Here is a 1,550-nt window from a genome sequence, read left to right on the forward strand (position 1 = left end):
CACCACGTGTCCGGTGTCGTCGAAGTAGGTCTCACTGCCGCGCAGCCAGGGCACCGGGCCCAGGCCGAAGGGATCGGTGACGGCGTGCGCGAGCGCTCCCGACTCCCACCGGCGGATGTGCTCCGAGGTCATGGACGCCCCCTCCCTCGTGTCCCCCGTTGCCGTGATGGCGTTGTCTGTGGTGCCAGGACCGGAACCCGGTGTCGTCGCCTGCCGTCTCGGGTGTGCTCGGTGCGCCGGATCGCTCGGCCGTGCGGGCGTATGTCGTATGCCCGTGCCATGTGCGTGTCGGTCCCAGCACATCACATAACGCACGACTCCGGTCACTGTTCGTTGTGAATTGGCCTGAAGTGGAAGGGACTGCTCCGTTACATCGGTGGACGGCCGGGACTCCTGGTGCCCGGTGACGACTTCTGTGCCGCTTGGCTCAGACCAGCCGGACCGGCTTCTCCGGCCGTATCCCGGACTCGGCCAGCCAGGCGCGCAGCGGGGCCGGATCGCCCTCCTCGATCAGGCTGAGCACCTTGGGGGTGAGGTCGGCGGCGCGCTCGCCGTCCAGCAGCAGGGTGGGGCCGTCCAGCCAGTCCAGGCCGGGGGCGGCTCCGGCGGTGTCGACGGCCGCGCAGCAGATCATCGCGGTGATGTGCGCGGCGAGCAGTTCGCGTCCGGTGCGCGGGGGCTGGAGCGGGAACAGCGGCAGATCGCCGTCCTCCCAGAGCGCGCTGTCGGGGCCCTGGGCCCTCGCCCCCCGCGGTACGGCGCTCTCCTCGCGCTCCTCGCGGGCGAGGGCCGCGCTGAGGCCGGCGGCGAGGAGGGCGCTGCGCTCGGTGGCGGGGTCGGGGTCGGCGTCTGCCCTGTCGGGGGTGTTCGCGTTGTTTCCGTTGTCTTCGTTGTCGAGGGGAGCGGTGGGTGCCGGGACCGTGGGGGCGGTGTCGGCGGCGGGCTCGGCGAGGTGGTCCAGGACGCGGGCCAGCGTCGGGCCGCCGGGGTCGGGGGTGGCCGGGTCCAGGCTGGGGCTGACGCCCAGGGAGTCCAGTACCCGGTGCAGCCGGGCCGCCTCCGCGCGCCAGGTGCGGTCCACGACCTCCTCCGGGTACGCCTGCCAGTCCACCGGCGCCCAGCTGGGGCCCGACTCCGCCGGGCCGCCATGGAAGAGGCGGGCGGTGAGCAGGGACACCGCCTCGTCCACCGCGCCGGGCTCCTCCAGCAGATCGCACGCCGGGCGCTCGCCGAGCCGGGCGGCGAAGCCGTCGGCCAGCCGGTCGCGCCGGGACAGCTCGGTCAGCGCGGCGGCCACGCCCACGTCCAGCCGGGACGGCCAGCGGCCCATCCGCCAGGCGGGCAGCGCCACCTTGGTCAGCAGCCGGTCCCAGCCCGCGTACGCCAGGCCGACCTGCTCCTGGGCGGCGATCCGGGGGCCGTAGTCCACCGCGTGGGCGCGCTCGGCGGCGGCCGTGGCGACCCCGCGCTCCATCAGCGCGGCATGCTCACGGCAGCCCCGCAGCAGCAGCCGGGCGACCCGGCCGAGCGCCGCGTACACCCCACGGGCC

General features: G+C 74.9%; 1 pseudogene. It reads right to left on the reverse strand.

The features are described from left to right. Positions 1-427: 427 nt before the first annotated feature. Positions 428-1,550, reverse strand: a pseudogene (locus tag GT030_RS04715) (hypothetical protein); the annotation flags it as partial.

Origin of the sequence: Streptomyces sp. SID1328, assembly GCF_009865595.1 — a bacterium.
Classification (GTDB): Bacteria; Actinomycetota; Actinomycetes; order Streptomycetales; family Streptomycetaceae; genus Streptomyces; species Streptomyces griseoluteus.